The following is a 17,306-nucleotide window of genomic DNA, read 5'->3' on the forward strand; positions in this document are numbered from 1 at the left end:
GGGAGAAAACTATGCGGAAAGGCTCTGACAGGAGACGGCTTATACAGGAAAAACTTCATTTTTCTCATACAGTTTGCGGACTTGCTCAGCCATATACTGTGGGGAATGAGGCATGTCGTTGGTAATCCACCATTCCAGAATGCCAATGAACGCAGAGGCCATAAATTCGGCATTCAGCTCCGTGTCGATCCCCGATTGCAGGTTCTGCTTGGCGAGCTTCTCCTTAAGGTTGGCAGACATAAAGTGTTGCAGGCGTCCCCGAAATACGGAAGTTCGATGATTGGTAAGCATAGCAGAGAAGAACAGATAGTTTTCTGCAAAATAATGAAATACAGGTGTCAGGTCGGTCACCAGGAATGTTATGCCTTGACCCGATTCATTCGTACTGCAAAAGTTGATCAGTCGGAGCAAATGCTCCTCAATGCATTTATCCAGCAGATCATATTTGTCACTATAGTGCAGATAGATCGTTCCACGGTTGACGTTGGCTCGCTCTGCGATATCGTTTATGGTGATTTGCTCCAGCTCTTTCTCGGAAAAAAGCTCCAGAAATGCCTTGTTAATGGCTTCTTTTGTCCTAACAATCCGGCGGTCTGTTTTGGTTGTTGTCTCCATTCTTCTTGTATCTCCTCCAGTTAATCAACAATTTCAAGGTACCTGTTGTATATCGTACAAAAACGCATGTATTAGCGATTGAATGAATGATTCTTCTCTATATAATATTATTCAACGGCCGTTAATTAATCAACAAGTATTCAATAAAATACATTCGTTCAATATGAGGAGAGATCACCAATGGAAAATACAAAAGGCAAAGTAGTTATCATCACAGGAGCTTCTAGCGGTATCGGAGAAGCCACTGCCCGGTTGTTGGCTGAAAAAGGAGCAAAGGTGGTTCTGGCTGCCAGAAGAGAAGAGCGTCTGCAGGACATTGTGCAAGAAATTAAAGGTGCAGGTGGGGAAGCTGTTTATCTCAAAGCAGATGTTGTCTCCACCGAGGATATGCAGAAGCTGGCACAGTTCGCCTTGGAACAATATGGCCGGATTGATGTATTGGTGAATAATGCCGGGGTGATGCCGGTTTCCCGGCTTAATGAACTGAGAACCTCTGAATGGGATCAGATGATCGATGTGAATATTAAAGGTGTGCTGTACGGCATCGCAGCAGTCCTCCCGGTCATGAGAGAGCAGCAAGCCGGGCATATTATCAACATTTCATCCGTTGCGGGCTATGAGATCAGTCCCACTTCATCAGTTTATAGTGCCACCAAGTTTGCGGTCCGAGCCATTACAGAGGGATTGCGTCAAGAGGAATCTCCATCTTCCCATATCCGTACCACAATCATTGCTCCGGGAATGACGGAAACGGAACTGCTCCATACAGTGAATAGTCCAGAGGTTCAAGCCATGGCATCGCATATTTCGAATTTGGCTATTTCGCCCTACAGTATCGCCAGAGCGATTGCTTATGCCATCGATGAACCCGAGGATACTGGAGTCAATGAGATCGTAATCAGACCCACTGCACAGCCATAATTTATTTGTATCTGTGCATACAAAACGATCACCCTCTTCATGTTCGGCATGAGAGGGTGATCGTTTTTTTGTTCTTTTAAAACTATTTGCCTTAATTACTCTTTCCAATACTTCTTCTTGTCTTCTTCAGTGATGGACCGGATGACCCGACAAGGATTTCCTGCAGCAATCACCCCTGATGGGATATCCCGGTTGACTACACTGCCCGCTCCAATGACAGTGTTATCACCGATGGTTACACCCGGCAAGACCACGACATTGCCGCCAAACCACACGTTGTTACCCACGGTAATCGGGTAGGCATACTCTAATCCTTGGTTACGCTGCTCAACATCCAGTGGATGCCCGGCGGTATAGAAGCCGCAGTTCGGAGCAATAAACACGTTATCTCCAAACGTTACTTTGGCTGCATCCAAAATAACGCAGTTATGGTTAACATAGAAATTCTCACCAATCTCAATGTTGTACCCGTAATCACACACGAATGGCTGTTCAATATGAAAGCTCTTGCTGGTTTTACCCATCAACTTCTCAATGAGCGCTTTACGTTCAGTCATGTTCGAAGGACGTAAATGATTGTAATCATGACAGAGATCCTTAGCCCATGTGCGTTCCTCCATCAATGCAGCATCATAGTTCGCGTCGTACAATAACCCGTTTTTTGCTTTTTCCTTTTCGTTCATAAGATCCTCCTGATCCAAAGAATGCTCTGATTTTTAGATAATGCCCTAATTTAATCTTGACTTTAAAGGGCACTCTTATTATATTTCTATTATTATAATACTTATTAAAAATAGTTTAAAAAGGTTCGTTACTATGATAACTGCATTTGATAATACTCGCAAGTAAAATAATAAGAGACAAGGAGATCTCAATGATGACAACGAAAAGAATGGATTGGGATGCAGGGACGTGGCTCAATGCACCACAGTCTGCCCGGAGAGAAGGGGAATTCCTGAAGGTTGTACCTGAGAAGGGAAAGGACTTCTGGAAAAAGACTTTATATGGCTTTGAATTTGAAGATGGGGCGGCTTTGCTGGAGGAGTGGGATAACAATACCGCGGTAGAGGTGTCGTTTCAACTCGGCTCCTTTACGGAGCTATATGATCAGGCAGGCATACTGTTGTACCATGGCCCGGAGCACTGGATAAAAGCGGGAATCGAATTCAATGATGGCGTTCCCCAGCTATCCGCAGTGGTAACCGATGGCTATTCCGACTGGTCGCTCGCTGCTGTACCAGAGTGGGCTGGGGAAGAGGTCACATTGCGCGCTTCGATTATGAAGGATGCTGTAATTATTCGGGCACGGACGGAGAACCACGGATGGCGTACGATTCGTGTAGCCCGTTTTCCATACGAATCCGGGAATCAGGCCGGTCCTTACACCTGTTCGCCAACCCGTGCGGGCTTTGAGGTCACGTTCACTCGTTGGGACTTCACAACACCGGATCAAGACCTTCATGTCGATCCTCCCCTGGAGAGTGGACACTAAATGAGATTACCGATAAGTGAAGCACGTTGGTATTCTTATCCTGGCATGGTGGCGATCGTCACCTCACGTTACAACGGGCAGCAGAACATTATGGCCTCCGGGTGGCATACGTACATAGGATCATCGCCAGGAATCTATGGAATCTCCATTCGCAAGGAGACCTATACGTATCAGCTGATCGAACAGAGTGGCGTCTTTGGTGTACATTTTATGCCGGCGAGATGCTCAGAGATGATCCAGGCTGTTGCCACATTCAGTGGACGGGATATGGACAAGTTCGATAAGTTCAATATCGCTTATGAGGAAGGTCTCAAAGCAGATATTCCAGTGCTGACTGAGGCATACTTTGCCTATGAATGCAAAACTATGAATATTACAACCTACGGAGACCATGAATGGATCGCAGGGGAAATCGTGCAGACCTATCAGGACCAGGATTGTTTCTTGGAAAATGGGCTGCCTGACCTTACGAAGCTGGAAATCCCACTTTATATGGGACGCTCTAGCTATCGAACATTAAACCAAACAGCGGATGAGAAAAACCATCCGTTCTATTTACAAAACTAAACGAAAGAATGGACCGGAAGTTATCCCGCTCCATTCTTTTTTAACATTCTGAGGATAAACTCGCTCTATAATGAGCATGACTCAGTTGATCCAGCAAGAGGTTCAGGATTCCGCGTGCCAGCAATATCCCCGCCATAAAATATCAGCTGACAAAATGGCCGTTATTTTGGAGTTTCTTTACAAGCTACGAGCTTGTCGATTGGCCGCCATCCACATGCAGCACCTGTCCGGTTACGAACCGGGAGTCATCCGAAGCCAGATAGACAAAAGTTGGAGCGACCTCGAACGGCTGCGCAGGACGCTGCATGGGATTGGACGCGGCGAATGAGGCCACTCTGTCTGCGGTAAAGCTCGCCGCGATAAGTGGCGTCCACACTGGCCCAGGGGCAATAGCGTTTACGCGAATGCCCTGCTTTGCGACATTGTGTGCAAGGGCGCGTGTGAATCCGACATTTGCCCCTTTGGTTGCTGAATAATCAATCATTAGCGTTTCCCCGTTGTAAGCGACGACAGAAGAGGTATTAATGATTGAACTGCCAGGTTTCAAGTGTGGCAGCGCAGCTCGTGTAGTATAGAAATGCGAATAAATATTGACTTTAAAGGTGTCATCGAACTGTTCATCGGTAATGTCGAGCAGGCTGTTCTGTTGAAACTGAATGCCGACATGATTGCACAGAATATCCAGCTTGCCAAAAAAATTCACCGTCTGCTCGACAATTGCCGCGCAATGCCGCTTATCTCTTAAATCCCCCGGTAACACCAAGCAGCGTCGACCGAGCTCTTCAACCCTTGTCTGTGTTCGCTTCGCATCCTCATGTTCGTCCAAGTAGGAAATCGCGACATCAGCACCTTCTTTGGCAAAAGCAATGGCCGCTGCTGCCCCCATACCACTATCTCCCCCAGTGATGAGGGCAACCTTATCTAACAGCTTGTCGCTACCTTTATAATTAGGGTTCTCCACCAGCGGCATGGGCACCATCAGTCGCTCCACACCTGGCTGACGAAACTGTCGCTGCTCCGGCATATTGAGCGGAACCTCTTCATATTTCGTGATCCTCCCGTAATTGGGGAACAGAGGGTAGGGCTCTGTTTTTAAGTGATCCACAAAATACTGCTGAGACTGCTCTAATTGCTCCATCTTCTGTTTATTGTCCATCGTTGCCTCCCGAATGAATTCATACGTTATCTTATGTGCAATAGGCATTTGTGGTGATTTCATCCCATTATTTAAATTCTTCACAGTACTGGCTCAGATTGGGCAGCGCCTACGTACACTGGTAACAAAAAAGCATACCAGGAGGCCCTATGATCCCTTATTATTTTAGCCCGCAGGTGTATTATTTGCTTATACCGCATGACAATGGATACGTGGATATGCACTATGCTTCGAACCATTCATGGCGAGCACCAGTCATTGAGCTTAGACCGCCGTATTACACTAATCCGCAAATCGTAATTAATTACCCGTTGATCTGAGCGCCTGGCGCAGTAATTCAAGCAAAAGGAGTTCTCTGCATCGCACAAAAAATAGCCTGATTCAGCTACGATACTTCTCGTGCCGAATCAGGTTATTTTTTTGGTGATTTTAAAGCACGCTATTGAAATCTAAATATAAAAATCTTTACAAGAAGTAAGGTTAACCGATCTATTGGACTAAGATAGCGGTGACCTTCTCTTTTTTTGAAATAACTAGATATAATTTATATCTAATATATTTTGTTTAACGTATTATTTTCGTAAATGAGAGTCACCCGACAGGTTACATTATTAACCCTCTCTATAATAGATTGATGAAGATTTTTGTGAAATAAATGTTGGCACATGCAAATTGCGACACTAAACATTGTGAGCTAAAATGTGGTTAGCTAGAATAAGGGCGGTGGAATGGCTTGGTTGATGTAGATAACAACTTTAGACAGAAGGAATATGCATCACTGGAAGGGCTGTGCTTCAAGCTTCGGGAGATGGAGCATATTAAGCATCAAGCGAACCCTTGGGAGCTCCGGCTACAATTTATTGAATCCCATATGATTCTTGTGGCGGCATCTGGTCAAGGCTGGCTAACGATTGATGGAAAGTTCACCGAGCTTCGAGAAGGCAGGGTGTATATATGTACGCCAGGTCAACTGGTAGAAGCGGAAGTGAACACTCTTGATGAGCGGGGATTCTATCATATCCGATTTGATGTTATGGAAGACGATAGACCTTCAGGCCACTCGTTGCAGATTATTACGAGAAATAGCCCGTTTCCGGCGAAAGGAGAAGTTATCGTTACGTCACCGGTTTCTATCCATGCGTTGTGCGATAAGATTTGCCAAAATATACAGGCTGAAGATCACCTGAGACGGTTTCGCGGTCAAATTCTTTTTCAAGAACTGCTTTATACTATCCTGCAGGATGCACAATTGATAGAGGGAAACGATTCAGAGAGGGAGCTGTCATTCGTTAAAGATTATATTGAACAGCATTATCAGCAGGAACTCACAATCGATCATTTGGCTAAAGTGGCGGGAATAAGTACCCGTCATTTTATGCGTTTATTCAAAAAAAGGTATGGCTACAGCGCAATCGACTACTTGGCAGTATATCGAATAGAACAGGCGCAGCAGCTGATGAGATCAGGTGGGCACCATCGCCTGCGGGATATTGCACGGCATGTAGGCTACCATGATGATATTTATTTCCGGCGAAAATTCAAACAGATCTCAGGTGTGCCACCAGCCACATTTATGAAGAACAGCAGGGAAAAAGTAGTGGCCTACGATTTTCCGAACATTGGGCAGTTGATTGCGTTGCAAATGAATCCTTATGCCGCACCAGCCGATCACCCATGGACGGATTATTACAGACGAAAGTACCAGATGGATACCTTACTACCCTTAAGCTCAAATCAGTCGATCAAGCGGGAGGAAATCCGTCAGGCTAAACCTGATTTCATTATTGGTGTCGACATTCTGGTCCCTCCGAAGGAACAGGACTTGTTGAGAGAAATCGCACCAGCCTATTTCCTACCGTGGGTGGACAATGATTGGCGCACGCACTTGCGCTTGATTGGGGAATTTCTGGACAAGACCGTGGTAGCGGAGATGTGGCTGGAGAAATATGACCGGAGAGCTCTTTTTGTAAGGGAGCAAGTGAAGAACGTATTTAAGGAGGATCGTCTCCTCATTCTGAATATTACCGGTGATCGCTACAATGTTTTGGGCAAAAGAAGCCTAGGTACGGTATTCTATGATGATTTGCAGGTTGTGCCTGTGCAGAGAGTCGATTTGTTGAGGACGGGCCAACATATAACACCGAATGAGCTGGCAGATATAGATCCAGACCGTTTATTGCTGATCGTAGATGAGGACACTCAATCGCAATTAAGCTGGCGGACACTCATGAACACTACGCTCTGGAATGATCTCAAGGCCGTGAGAGGCAACAAGGTAGACTTCCTGCCATCCTATCCTTGGGTTGAGTATACGGCATTCACCCATGAGCTATTGCTGGATGAAGTATTAAAGATTTGGCGGGATCGTGCATAAAATAAAGTCGCTATCGTCAATATTCTGACAATAAATATTCCTCTATACTCCTTATATATGATAATGATAATCAATTTTAATTAGAGATTGTCGTCCAACCATCAAAATATCAGGAGGGTCATCAAAGAATGAAGCAGCAACGTAGTTTGATTACAGGATTAATCTTCGTTTTGCTAGTCATGTTAATTACGGCTTGCGGAACGAGTAAAGCAGATAATGCCGGAAACGCTGGAAATACAGCACAGAACACAGGCGGGAATACAACAGGAAATACTGAAAAAAAGAGCGAAGCAACTACCGATGAACAGCGTGTAATTTCAACTTTAAAGGGAGACCTGAGCATTCCAACCGATCCGAAAAGGGTCATTGGACTTTCGGTTGTCTACCCGGAGTTTTTATATGCTCTTGGCGTTACACCGATTGCAGTTCAGAATTATCATCCGGAGTTCCCTTCTTATTTAAAAAAACCGTTCAAAGATACGCTGAAGATGGGCATTGGCCAAGCACCTAACTTTGAAGCCATTCTGGCTTCTGCACCGGATTTGATTATTGCCCCTACATGGTGGTCCGATAAAGATTATGATCAGCTCTCCAAGATCGCACCAACGGTGCTGTTGCCGCAGCGCGATGATTGGCGTGATGAGTTACGGGATATTGGCGGGGTGCTCGGCAAAACCGACGTAGCGAACAAGGTTATTCAAGATTTGCAGATGAAAGAAGCTCAGGCCAAAGAGAAACTCCAGACGCTAGCTGGAGACGAGACGGTGCTATACATGATGATTATGGCGAAGGAAATCGTTATTTATGGCGAAAAAAGTGACCGGGGCAGCTTCATCCATAAGACACTAGGTCTAAAACCGATTAAAGAATATCCTCAGGACGAGATCAGCCTATCCATTTCATTGGAAAAAATACCGCAATATAATCCTGACCATCTCATTTTACAGTTAGATGATGACTCTAGTGAAGAAGTACGCAATAGATATAATGACATGCTCAGCAGCTCTTTGTGGAAGAACATGACTGCTGTGAAGAAGAATCAGGTGCACATGATGGGAGGCAAGGAGTGGTTCAGTCTGGGCATGTCTCCACTGGCGGACGATCATGCGATTGACGATGTCATTCATGCTTTTGAACAATAGACATTCATCATGGGAGGGTATGCAATGGGCACGGTTGATTTTCAACAGTTAGAAGAGAAGTTCGCCCTGACTCTGCATGAGCTTGAGAATACCGTGCTTACTATCCCTGCGAGCGATTTATTAATAGCCGAACCTATGCAACACCTAATCGACACTTACGGCTCGCTTATCAAAGCTAGAGAACCAGCTGCTACGGCAGCTTTTTTTGTTAGCTGGTTCGCAGGAGTATGCGGGGCAATGCAGCACATGCTATATGTAGGAAATGAGGTCATTCTGGATTTGTCATTGTCCAATTTGACGGTGCAATTATACATAGATGGACAGTATCCTCTTTTTGGCTTTAAAATCAATGAGACACGGTTTAGTGACGTTTCAGCAGTGGACCTTGAAGAAGAGTACAAGAGAACGCTACATGTTTTTTACAAGGAACAGGTAACACCTGTGATTCAGCTACTGACCGAGCGGGTTCCGATCCATGCTGCTGCATTATGGGGACAAATCGGTAATGCGTTATATGCTCAATTGGAAGAAGAGTTGGCTGCAGCTTCTGATGAAGATAGAAGAAATCGAATAGTTTATTTTTATGAATGGCTAACACAAGATATCGATCCTAGCGCGTTCGGACTAAGTAGCAATCCGTTTAACAGGAAACCGAGATTTATTGAGCACCCTAGTATTGCTGATCGCAAAATAAGGATGAAAACCGCCTGTTGTCTGGCTTATTGCTTGGATGGCGACTTTGGCTACTGTTACGAATGTCCGCGGTTAAAGGAAAAGGATCGGACAATCATGAGAGCGAATAAGTAATAACGACACGATTGAATGCAATTAAACAGATGAAGAGGAGTCTTAGAACGTGACACAGAATAATCAACTGACCATAACTCGGCTTACGCAAGCTGATTTACAATCTGCATTTGAACTTTTTACATCCTCAATTACAAACACCTTTGAAAAAGAAGGAATACTGCATTTGCAGGATAATCTGCACAGTGAGATTGAAATGAAACAACAGAAGGCTCTGGCATCGCTTGCGGAGCATTCAGATATCTACTTTCTTGCTGCTAAAATCAATGAAACGGTCGTCGGCACGATTTCCTTTGCCCCCTGTGGGGAGGTTATTCGCGCATTATCTGATAATCAGCTAGATGACGTGGGCGAACTGGGTAGTCTATATGTATTGCCAAGCTATCAAGACCAAGGTGTGGGTTCGGCGTTAATTAAGGAATTAATAACTTATCTGGCGTCACAAGGGATGGAGCAATTTTGTCTGGATAGTGGCTACCGAAGCGCGCAGTCGAGATGGAAACGGAAATTTGGAGAGCCCTACAAGGTAGCGATCGACTACTGGGGACCTGGTTCTGCGCACATGGTGTGGTTGTGTCAGGTTAGTGATTTTGTAAAATGAGTTAGCGGGCTAAAACGTACATACAGCTATACATATGAAAAAGGTGGTTCCAATCCGGTATCACCTTTTCGCATTTCATTAGGAGGGGAGCCACGTTCCCATTGTTCGCGCTCCCGCTTGTAGCATTCAAACCATACCCAAAAAGTAGCCACCAGTTGCCCCGCAAACGACAACAATCCACGGTGGCAATTTCCAGAAAACGAGCAAGATAAACAGGATTGATGCTAATACAAAATCAGTGGGTTCCATAATCGCTGTTGTCCACAACGGATCGTACAGGGCGGCTAACAAGATTCCGACCACCGCTGAGTTAATACCTATCGGTGCCCCCTGGACATGAGCGCTTTTACGAAAGGAATTCCAGAATGGCAGGGCCCCGACAATCAGTAAAAATGCCGGTAAAAAGATAGCCAGTGTGGCGATTATGGCTCCAGGGATGCCTTTTGCCTACTTCGATCCAATAAACGGATATCTGGCTGCTCCTTGCTCCTGCGGCCGAGTGCTGGTAGTGTTTTTTTTATAAGAGTTTTGCCCTCGTCATGCTATTCCAGTTAATGGTATGATTAAGTTGAAAATGTTTTTTCTACGCTTACATACTTAAGGTAAGAATAAGGAGATGAGAGCATGACAATCAATACTGCCGCGAAGCAAATCCAAATTATCGAATATGATCCTTCTTACGCAGGGGCGCTTGCTGAGATGTGGAATCTCAGTAACGAAAGCTGGGGAGGCGGTACTAACCAACGAACGGAGGACACGGTGCGCCGGGAGATGGAGACTTCGTCCAATCTTCATGCATTTCTTGCTGTTGACGGCAAGGAGGTTGTCGGCTTCTGCAGCTTTGCCCACTACCGCCACGACGAAGGGGCGCTGTATGTACCACTGCTCAATGTACGGCCCGATTACCACGGTTATAAAGTCGGCCGCAATCTGATTTTGAATGCGGTTCGCAAGACGGTGGAAGCGGGTTGGCCGCGGCTGGATCTTTTCACTTGGGCTGGCAACACAAAGGCAGTGCCGATGTACAAGAAATGCGGTTTCTTTTGGGAAAAAAATGATGATTACGTTCATTTGATGAACTTTATCCCGACCATTTTGCAGACGGAAGCGCTTGCTCCTTATTTTGAAGAGCTGGACTGGTATGGGGACAGTACCCGCGAGCTTGTCGTTGAGCCGGATGGCCGCCGGGAACGAGGCTTCGATTTTATGGAGTACACTTGGGGTAAGGGAGAACTCACTCTACGAGCTGAATTTGAAAAGACCGGTCGAGGCTTAACCGCTCTCGATACACCGGATTATACAATCTCCACCGAAATCGACGATCATGATCTTGTATTCGGTTCCACCTACAACGTTCGCTATCGTATCAAGAACTGTTCGGCTTCTGAGCTGAACATTGAGATCAAGGGCCAGGATGATAAGAATATCCGATTTGCGCTGGATGTTGCACATACCATTGCTCCTGGAGAATCGGTCATCGTAGACGGAGAATTCGGACTTGATCCGGTTCGGGAGGAACAGAATGACAAGAAAACCCATCCGGTCGTCAGAAGCGAGTGGTTAATTGGGGGCAAGCGGGCCGAATTCCGTATCGGTATTGCTCCGAAATTTCCGCTCAAGATGAAGATTGCGCTGCCAGCTAAGGCTTTGTTCCCGGGTATTCCGAGTGAGCTGTATCTGAATGTAGAGAACAATTTTGCCTCAGAAGCGGAGTTTGCTTTGGAGTTGCCGGAAGCTGAGTGCATCGAATGGGCCGAGCGTAACGTGCGCTTCTCGGTTCCAGCTAAGGGTAAAGCAGCAATTCCGGTAGCCTTCACCTTACGGTCATACGGACTGTACTCACAAGAGGTTGAAGTGACGGCTAGTCCGGTGGGTAGTCAGTCGGTAACCTTCACAAGCAAGCTGTCCCTCTTGATAAAGGGCACACACGGTCGTTTCGGTGGAGAGAATGGGGATCAGTGGGTCGCCGTTAATGGTGCATTCTCCCTGCATCAGAGCAAAACCGATAATAACATTTGGATCGAATATCCGGGCTCTCATCATAGCTTTTGGTGGCCCTATCCGAAGCTGGGTAAGCCGTTTGCCGACGAATTCTCCAAGAAGCAGGCCAAAGAAGTGAAGATCTACCCCGAAGGTGAGGGTCAAATTCTTGAAACGCTATACGAATCGGAAGCTTTCCCTGGCCTTGAAATAAAGTCGGTAGCCAAGCTGTTTGCCAGCGGTATCGCTGAATTTCATCACGAGATCTGCAACACCACCAGTCAAGAGCTGGAAGAGAACCTATATCTGCAGACCAACTTCGGTTTCTTCGGCAAAAGACTCATCCTGCCTTACCAGGGGCAGTATGTAGATATGGGCGATGCTTACTCCAGTGATCCAAGTCATTGGGACAGTGCGCAGATTACGGAGAACTGGCTGTTCAGCGAGGAAGAGAACGGAGCTAGCGGAATCTACTGGGACCCTTCCTTGAAGCTGCTGCGCCCGGAATACCCGCTTGGGCTGGAACATGATCTGGGCCGAATTCCTGCAGGTGATGCCGTTCGGACAAAGACAACTGTGTTTGCTCTGAACACCTTCAAGAAGTGGTCCGATTTCCGTTCTTTTGCCCGGAAGCAGTATGAGCCAGTTGTACCCGTTTTGGCTGATCATCTCGAACTCGCGCTGGGAGGCGGGAATCTGTTCGCGCCCGGGGAGCTTCATGCAGAACTAATCGAAAGAAAGATGATTCCGCTTGCTGGGAATCTTGAACTGTATGCGCAAAACGATGGCGAAGCAGAGTCGAAAGTCGCTGATATTGAGTTGAACAGAGAACATGATTTGCGCTCTGCTGGCTTTGAATTCTCTCCTGAGGAAGCGGAAGGGACAGAAAGCAGTGATCGTGAATCTCTTTGGAAAATCCGTGCCGTTTATCGTGGAGAGGACCGGGTTCAGACGCGCTCAGCTCTCTGGTTCCCTCGGAAGGAAACAGCTGTCGTTTGCGAAGTGGAAGAAGGACCAGCGGGTCCTATCTATTCGGTGAGCAATGGAATTCTCTCCATAGCGGCTGCCCCTGGCTTTGGGAGTGTCGTGCATTCCTTGAAGTACCAGAGCGCAGAGTGGCTTGACAGTTCTTATCCGGAAGCGGCCCCACGTTCCTGGTGGAATCCCTGGTACGGCGGACTTGGTGTAGATATCCCCGGCATGGGTGGATTCAGCCTACAGCAGGAGCCTAGAAGTGCGGCATGGGTGGAGAGAACAGACAGTCATGGGAACCTCTGGAAGGGCCTCCAATTAACAACTGTGATTGAGAAACAGGAGGTGAATCGGGGGATTACGATCCACCAGCATTACTTAATGCTGCCTGGTGTCCCTGTTCTCTGTGTACTACATTCGGTGACCAATGAAAGTGGCATGGTTCTGCCGAATTATTCACTCTCGGACGCTAATTACCTCCAGCCTTCGCCAGTCTTCTCTGAAGGGTGGCTGGAACTTCCCGGGGAAGGGAAGTTCCTTGTTGGAAAGCTGGGCGCAGGTCTTGATTCCAAGGGGCTCTTGCGCGTGGGTGCGATTTCTCGTAAGGACTTACTGCATATAGTCAATAATTCTGACAATCAGGGCGCTTTTGTATATGTGAACAATAAAGTGTTCAGTCAAGGCGTGAATCACCAACTTTCCCTGCGAAATGGAGAAACCGCCTGGACACAGCCGACCTTCCTGGTCTTGGGGGGAATGGATCTAAAACCGGAGGATGTTCGCGATCTTCAGAAGATTACCTTTACTAGCCCTACTGACACAAAGGAGAACTAACATGCCGATTATTGACATTCATATTCACCTGTCGGATATCGACAGCTTTCATCAAACCGCTAAAGATCTGTCCAAAGTCGATTACAGCGCTGCTGGCCTTAAGGCTGAGTTTGACAAGAACGATGTCATTCTGGGCATCGGAATGGGCGTAACAGAGCAGAGTAAGGGTGCTTTTCCAGATTCCAGTTCCCCCAATCCGATGCCCCTCGATTTGGAGGAGACCGTACCCCCATTCCTAATGGAATGCGTGGGTATTAATCCGAACATGCTTGGCGGTAAGCAGGCTTCAGAGGAACTGGATCGGATCGAGGCCCGGCTGCAAGCTCCCGAGGTAGCAGGTATCAAGTTGTATGCCGGATACTATCACCATTACGTGTATGACAAAATCTACACCCCAATCTATGAACTGGCTGCAAAATACGATGTGCCTGTAGTGATTCATACTGGCGATACCTATTCGATGAACGGCTTGCTCAAGTATTCACATCCACTCACCGTAGATGAATTGGCTCTCCAGCAGCGTGGCGTGAACTTCATGATCTGCCATCTGGGCGATCCGTGGGTGATGGACGCTGCCGAGGTAGTGGCTAAGAACCCTAACGTCTACGCTGATCTATCCGGCTTAGTCGTTGGTGACCGTCCTCATTTTGAACGGTTCATGAATGAACCGCTGTTTATGGACCATTTCCGCCGGGCGCTGGTGTATTCCGATCATTACGAGAAAATGTTGTTCGGAACTGACTGGCCACTCGCGCCAATTGATCTGTACGCGGAATTCGTGCGCCGGCTTGTGCCGGAGCAGCATCATGAGAAGGTGTTCTACGAGAACGCTTTTGGATTGTTCCCGCGTATTAAGGATCGGATCGCGGCGCTGTGAGAGCGGCGGAGGTATAGTTAGAATGTGGTGAAGAGAACGAAAAACTAACGCAAGCGATTGAGGTATAAAGCAAGACAAGCCATCCCCGTATTTTGAAGGGGATGGCTTGTTTTTTGATCCAAGTAGAAGTACGCATTACCCACAAGGAAACTTTGAGCGATGCTTCTGCATCTCATAGTTTTTTAGCCTAATAATCTTGAGAGTAGAATAATCTCTGCCAATCGTATAATGCGTCTTCTTCTACGTCTTCTAATAATGGAACTTAGAATAAGAAAATCTGTGCCAACCGATGAGAGGGTCCCAGTATAAGTGCCCCCGGTAGTTGTTACCTGCACGGTTTTCCCTTGTAATATTTTAGCTTGTTTGCGAAAGTTCATGGTTTTATCCCCCTTTCCTTCACTGATAAGGAACGCCTTATAAGATATTCCTGATAAGTAAAGTGTGAAAGGTATAAATGTGGATAAAAGGCAAGCCTATAGGCGATTATCCGATTGATTGATGCACACAGGGTAGCATTATCAGTGAGAGAGATCATCCATGAGGTTGGGAGCGGCGGAACGACACGAAGTAGTGTTCTTATTTTGGGGGCGATCACATGAAAAAAAGCATCGGGCAAACTATCGAAATTATATACCTGGACAAAGCTACGCACGATCATTCAACGAACTACAGCTCCATCTGAAAGCAAGGTTATGTTATTGATGTCGATAAAATCTATAGCGGATGAAAGATGAACAGTTAACTGTTTAGAATGAAAAAAATGATGCTCTTCTTTTGGTACTAAATTCACTGAAGAAGAAGAGACCCGCATGAGCAATACTTAACCGTTGACTTTACCCTTAGGGCAAGGTGCATAGTGGATGTAGAACAAGGCTTAGATGAATAGCATTTCGTACATATTTTAAACAGAAACAATGGAGGTGAATTTGATGCTCTCGATAGGAGAATTCTCGAAGATTTGCGAAGTCTCTACAAAAACGCTTCGATATTATGCCGAGATTGGCTTAATAGTCCCGGATGAAATTAATCCAGAGAACGGGTATCGGTATTATTCGATACAGCAGCTAAAAAAGATGCTTTTGATCAACCGCTTGAAATCGTATCATTTCTCTCTGGAAGAAATTAAAGGCCTTCTGGAAGTGGAAGTAGATCAATACAAAGAGAAGCTTTATGCTGCCCTTCATCACAAGCGAAGAGAGATCGAGAACAAGATACAGGCTTTTGAGTATACGCTGCAGCAAATGAGTAATGACATTTTAAATGTCGAGCATGGAATACCGATGATGGCCTATCTTGACCGAATTGAAGTGCAGCTTGTTGAAGCCCAGCCGATGAATATTCTCTATACGCGTCAAATGATGAGTAAGGAGGAGTATGCCTTAGGATATGGATCGTATTTTAGCAGTCTCTATGAAAAGATAGCTATCGACCAACTCACCTTATTGGGTACCCCCATGACAATTTATCATAGCCAGGAATACAATCCTACCGGCAATGATACAGAGTTCGCCATCCCGGTAAAGGAGGCTGTAAAAGGAACGAGAGATTTTTCGGGAGGCCTGTGTGCGAAGGCTATGGTTAAGGGTGCCTACTCAGAATTAACTTCGGTCTATGCGAAGCTTCGGGAATGGGTGGACACGGAAGGATATGAGCTCGTGAAATCACCCTATGAGATATATGTAACCGATCCCAAACAAGCGGCCACGCTTGAGGATACCGTTACCGAGGTGTATTTTCCAGTACAGAAAAAATAGCCGTAAGTCCTAACCTGCACTTTGACGCTCGTTAAAGAAATTCAAATCATCCAATGGAGAGAGGTATATATTATGCAAAAAAACTTCTGGCCATCTACAGAATGGCAAGCTGCAGATCCGGCAACTTTGGGTATGAACGCTGAACGACTTGTGGCGCTTGAACCTGCTATTATATCGGAGTACAGCAATATTAACGGTATCGTTGTTGTGAGACATGGACAGATCGGCTATGAAAAATATTTTAATGGCTACGGCCATGAACATAAGCATCATGTGGCCTCTGTAACGAAAAGCATTCTATCTGCCCTTGTTGGCATTGCTATAGATGCAGGTTATATTAACAATGTAGATCAGAAAGTGCTGGATTTTTTCCCGGAATATGTTCCTCCGGCTGAGGATACACAGAAAAGCGAGATCACCATCCGCCATTTGCTCACGATGACAGCGCCATATCCCTTTCAGGATTGGCATGAACCGCTAGACAAGATGTGTATGGCACCTGACTGGGTAAAATATACGCTGGATATGCTGGGGCAGCAGGGGCGGATTGGTGATTTTAAATATTCTACCGCAGGGGGTCATCTGCTCTCCGCCATCCTCACACGCAGCACCGGACAAAGTGCCCGTGAGTTTGCTAACGAGCGTGTATTCAAACCTATCGGTATGCAAGAAATTCCGGATCATAAGATGACATCATTTAGCTTCGACGCTTTATTCGGGAAAGATGTGAAAGGGTGGGTCCATGATCCAAGCGGGAACTCCACAGGAGGGTGGGGCCTAACGTTAACCCCCCGAGATATGGTGCGTTTTGGATATCTATATCTGAAACGTGGCCTTTGGGAGGATGCTCAGATTATTCCGGGGACATGGATTGACGATTCAACAGCGCCGAACGCTCATAATTATGGTTATATGTGGTGGTTACGTAAAGAGGATGAAGTGTCGGCCTACTCCGCACTGGGTGATGGCGGCAATATCATTTGCTGTATTCCAGATAAAGACCTGGTCGTAGCCATTGCGTCAGAATTTATGATGAACCCTCGTGATCGTTGGACACTGATTAAGGAATACATCCTCCCGGCGGTAACGGACTAATCCTGCGATGAACGAATGATTCGTCGTACGCTGAACCTCAAGAACGGTAATCGTTCCCTTATTAAAATTGTCGTTTTATCAAAAAATGGAATAAAAAAGCAACCTTCCGGAGTAGTTTG

15 protein-coding genes and 1 pseudogene are annotated in these 17,306 nt (G+C 46.2%); 12 read left to right on the forward strand and 4 right to left on the reverse strand.

Going from position 1 to position 17,306, the window contains the following annotated elements:
- Positions 1-39: 39 nt before the first annotated feature.
- Positions 40-615, reverse strand: a complete 576-nt coding sequence (locus HPT30_RS16990) for a TetR/AcrR family transcriptional regulator (protein ID WP_175372541.1) — start codon at positions 613-615, stop codon at positions 40-42.
- Positions 616-795: 180 nt separating this feature from the next.
- On the opposite strand from HPT30_RS16990, the gene HPT30_RS16995 reads away from it, so the two are divergent.
- Positions 796-1,536: an SDR family oxidoreductase gene (locus HPT30_RS16995; RefSeq protein WP_175372542.1), complete on the forward strand. Its 741-nt coding sequence runs from the start codon at positions 796-798 to the stop codon at positions 1,534-1,536.
- A gap of 95 nt (positions 1,537-1,631) precedes the next feature.
- On the opposite strand, the gene HPT30_RS17000 is transcribed toward HPT30_RS16995, so the two are convergent.
- Positions 1,632-2,219, reverse strand: coding sequence for a sugar O-acetyltransferase (locus HPT30_RS17000; RefSeq protein WP_175372543.1), 588 nt, complete (start codon positions 2,217-2,219; stop codon positions 1,632-1,634).
- A 194-nt stretch (positions 2,220-2,413) separates the two neighbouring features.
- Here HPT30_RS17000 and HPT30_RS17005 point away from each other — a divergent pair, with 194 nt between their 5' ends.
- Positions 2,414-3,028: a DUF1349 domain-containing protein gene (locus HPT30_RS17005; RefSeq protein WP_175372597.1), complete on the forward strand. Its 615-nt coding sequence runs from the start codon at positions 2,414-2,416 to the stop codon at positions 3,026-3,028.
- Positions 3,029-3,595 (forward strand): flavin reductase family protein, encoded by a 567-nt coding sequence (locus HPT30_RS17010; protein ID WP_175372544.1) that lies wholly within the window; start codon positions 3,029-3,031, stop codon positions 3,593-3,595. It abuts the gene before it with no gap.
- A gap of 184 nt (positions 3,596-3,779) precedes the next feature.
- Here HPT30_RS17010 and HPT30_RS17015 read toward each other — a convergent pair whose 3' ends face one another.
- The gene (locus HPT30_RS17015; RefSeq protein WP_376767045.1) at positions 3,780-4,733 is read right to left on the reverse strand and encodes an SDR family oxidoreductase; all 954 of its coding nucleotides are present in this window, start codon (positions 4,731-4,733) and stop codon (positions 3,780-3,782) included.
- A 167-nt stretch (positions 4,734-4,900) separates the two neighbouring features.
- Here HPT30_RS17015 and HPT30_RS17020 point away from each other — a divergent pair, with 167 nt between their 5' ends.
- The 5 genes from HPT30_RS17020 (at position 4,901) to HPT30_RS17040 (ending at position 9,675) form a co-directional block, all read left to right on the forward strand.
- Positions 4,901-5,071 (forward strand): hypothetical protein, encoded by a 171-nt coding sequence (locus HPT30_RS17020; protein ID WP_175372546.1) that lies wholly within the window; start codon positions 4,901-4,903, stop codon positions 5,069-5,071.
- Positions 5,072-5,484: 413 nt separating this feature from the next.
- A complete protein-coding gene (locus tag HPT30_RS17025; RefSeq protein ID WP_175372547.1) occupies positions 5,485-7,125 on the forward strand; it encodes a helix-turn-helix domain-containing protein in 1,641 nt (546 codons plus the stop codon).
- A gap of 128 nt (positions 7,126-7,253) precedes the next feature.
- Positions 7,254-8,267 carry an ABC transporter substrate-binding protein gene (locus HPT30_RS17030; protein ID WP_175372548.1) on the forward strand — a complete coding sequence of 338 codons (1,014 nt, stop codon included), beginning with the start codon at positions 7,254-7,256 and terminating at the stop codon, positions 8,265-8,267.
- Positions 8,268-8,291: 24 nt separating this feature from the next.
- Positions 8,292-9,074 carry a hypothetical protein gene (locus HPT30_RS17035; protein ID WP_175372549.1) on the forward strand — a complete coding sequence of 261 codons (783 nt, stop codon included), beginning with the start codon at positions 8,292-8,294 and terminating at the stop codon, positions 9,072-9,074.
- Between the two features lie 49 nt (positions 9,075-9,123).
- Positions 9,124-9,675 (forward strand): GNAT family N-acetyltransferase, encoded by a 552-nt coding sequence (locus HPT30_RS17040; protein WP_175372550.1) that lies wholly within the window; start codon positions 9,124-9,126, stop codon positions 9,673-9,675.
- A gap of 126 nt (positions 9,676-9,801) precedes the next feature.
- Here the strand turns inward: HPT30_RS17040 and HPT30_RS17045 are convergent.
- Positions 9,802-10,116, reverse strand: a pseudogene (locus tag HPT30_RS17045) (chromate transporter); the annotation flags it as partial.
- A 183-nt stretch (positions 10,117-10,299) separates the two neighbouring features.
- Between HPT30_RS17045 and HPT30_RS17050 the strand changes: the two are divergent.
- From HPT30_RS17050 to HPT30_RS17065, 4 genes are all read left to right on the forward strand, one after another.
- A complete protein-coding gene (locus tag HPT30_RS17050; RefSeq protein WP_175372551.1) occupies positions 10,300-13,461 on the forward strand; it encodes a GNAT family N-acetyltransferase in 3,162 nt (1,053 codons plus the stop codon).
- 1 nt (position 13,462) lies between these two features.
- Positions 13,463-14,338 (forward strand): amidohydrolase family protein, encoded by an 876-nt coding sequence (locus tag HPT30_RS17055; RefSeq protein WP_175372552.1) that lies wholly within the window; start codon positions 13,463-13,465, stop codon positions 14,336-14,338.
- A 929-nt stretch (positions 14,339-15,267) separates the two neighbouring features.
- Entirely contained in the window at positions 15,268-16,092 is an 825-nt protein-coding gene (locus tag HPT30_RS17060; RefSeq protein ID WP_175372553.1) for a MerR family transcriptional regulator, read from the forward strand.
- Between the two features lie 72 nt (positions 16,093-16,164).
- Entirely contained in the window at positions 16,165-17,187 is a 1,023-nt protein-coding gene (locus HPT30_RS17065) for a serine hydrolase domain-containing protein (protein ID WP_175372554.1), read from the forward strand.
- Positions 17,188-17,306: the final 119 nt, after the last annotated feature.

Origin of the sequence: Paenibacillus agri (assembly GCF_013359945.1) — a bacterium.
GTDB lineage: Bacteria > Bacillota > Bacilli > Paenibacillales > Paenibacillaceae > Paenibacillus_AQ > Paenibacillus_AQ agri.

Excerpts from the sequence above, each read along its gene's own strand:
- HPT30_RS17060 (WP_175372553.1), top strand. The coding sequence starts at position 15,268 with ATGCTCTCGATAGGAGAATTCTCGAAGATTTGCGAAGTCTCTACAAAA.
- HPT30_RS17035 (WP_175372549.1), top strand. The coding sequence starts at position 8,292 with ATGGGCACGGTTGATTTTCAACAGTTAGAAGAGAAGTTCGCCCTGACT.
- HPT30_RS17055 (WP_175372552.1), top strand. The coding sequence starts at position 13,463 with ATGCCGATTATTGACATTCATATTCACCTGTCGGATATCGACAGCTTT.
- HPT30_RS17030 (WP_175372548.1), top strand. The coding sequence starts at position 7,254 with ATGAAGCAGCAACGTAGTTTGATTACAGGATTAATCTTCGTTTTGCTA.
- HPT30_RS17015 (WP_376767045.1), bottom strand. The coding sequence starts at position 4,733 with ATGGAGCAATTAGAGCAGTCTCAGCAGTATTTTGTGGATCACTTAAAA.
- HPT30_RS17050 (WP_175372551.1), top strand. The coding sequence starts at position 10,300 with ATGACAATCAATACTGCCGCGAAGCAAATCCAAATTATCGAATATGAT.
- HPT30_RS16995 (WP_175372542.1), top strand. The coding sequence starts at position 796 with ATGGAAAATACAAAAGGCAAAGTAGTTATCATCACAGGAGCTTCTAGC.
- HPT30_RS17020 (WP_175372546.1), top strand. The coding sequence starts at position 4,901 with ATGATCCCTTATTATTTTAGCCCGCAGGTGTATTATTTGCTTATACCG.
- HPT30_RS17065 (WP_175372554.1), top strand. The coding sequence starts at position 16,165 with ATGCAAAAAAACTTCTGGCCATCTACAGAATGGCAAGCTGCAGATCCG.
- HPT30_RS17000 (WP_175372543.1), bottom strand. The coding sequence starts at position 2,219 with ATGAACGAAAAGGAAAAAGCAAAAAACGGGTTATTGTACGACGCGAAC.
- HPT30_RS16990 (WP_175372541.1), bottom strand. The coding sequence starts at position 615 with ATGGAGACAACAACCAAAACAGACCGCCGGATTGTTAGGACAAAAGAA.
- HPT30_RS17005 (WP_175372597.1), top strand. The coding sequence starts at position 2,414 with ATGACAACGAAAAGAATGGATTGGGATGCAGGGACGTGGCTCAATGCA.
- HPT30_RS17010 (WP_175372544.1), top strand. The coding sequence starts at position 3,029 with ATGAGATTACCGATAAGTGAAGCACGTTGGTATTCTTATCCTGGCATG.